The organism is Amycolatopsis sp. NPDC003676, assembly GCF_053587275.1.
Map to the genome: position 1 here is coordinate 1 of NZ_JBSFNS010000424.1, position 1,060 is coordinate 1,060.

Annotated in this window: 1 pseudogene; it reads left to right on the forward strand. The window is 71.4% G+C overall.

Annotated elements, in window-relative coordinates:
* Positions 1 to 58: 58 nt before the first annotated feature.
* A pseudogene (locus tag ACWDNU_RS46940) lies at positions 59 to 973 on the forward strand (MFS transporter); the annotation flags it as partial.
* Between the last annotated feature and the right edge of the window lie 87 nt (positions 974 to 1,060).

A 1,060-nucleotide genomic window follows, 5' to 3' on the forward strand; every position in this document is an offset into this window, starting at 1 on the left:
TGCTCACTAGCGGCAGCCGGCCCGGCACACCCTTGTCGTACGCCAAGACCCCCCGAGCCTGCCCCGGCGGGCGGCGGCGTTCGACCCGGAAACGGACCCCGACTACCGCAGGCTCTGGACGACCAACATCGTCACCGTCATCGGCGCGCAGCTCTCGGTGGTCGCGGTTCCGCAGCAGATCTTCCAGATCACCGGCAGTTCCGGCTACGTCGGCCTGGCGGGCCTGTTCGGCCTGATCCCGCTGATCGTGTTCGGCCTGTGGGGCGGCGCGCTGGCCGACGTGATGGACCGGCGCACGCTGCTGATCATCACCACCGCGGGCACCGGCGTGACGGCGGTGGCGTTCTGGGTGCAGGCCGCGCTCGGGATGAACAACGTGTGGCTGGTGCTCGGCCTGTTCGCCGCCCAGCAGGCGTTCTTCGCGGTCAACCAGCCCACCCGCAGCGCGGCCATCGCGCGGTTGCTGCCGCCCGAGCAGATCGCCGCGGCCAGTTCGCTGAGCATGACGGTGCAGAACGTGGGCATGATCGCGGGCCCGGTGCTGGCCGGGCTGCTCATCCCGGTGCTCGGCCTGCCGACGCTGTATCTGATCGACGCGATCGCCCTGCTCGCGACGGTGTGGGCGGTGTGGAAACTGCCCGCCTTCCCACCGACGGGTGATCAGCGCCGGGCCGGGCTGCGCGCCGTCATCGACGGTTTCCGCTACCTGACCGGGCAGCGCATCCTGCTCGCCTCGTTCGTCGTCGACATCATCGCCATGGTGTTCGGCATGCCGCGCGCGCTGTTCCCGCAGATCGCGCACGAGACCTTCCACGACCCGGCCGAGGGCGGCGTCGCGCTCGGCCTGCTGTTCGCGGCCATCTCGGCGGGCGCGGTGCTCGGCGGGGTGTTCTCCGGCTGGGTGCCGCGGATCCGCAGGCAGGGTCTGGCGGTGATCGTCTGCATCGTGATCTGGGGCGTGGCGATGATCGGGTTCGGCCTGGCGGTGGGGCTGGGACGGCGGCGTCCGGGCCGATCAGGTTCGGCAGCAGCTGCGTGCCGCCCCAGCCCGGGAACAGGC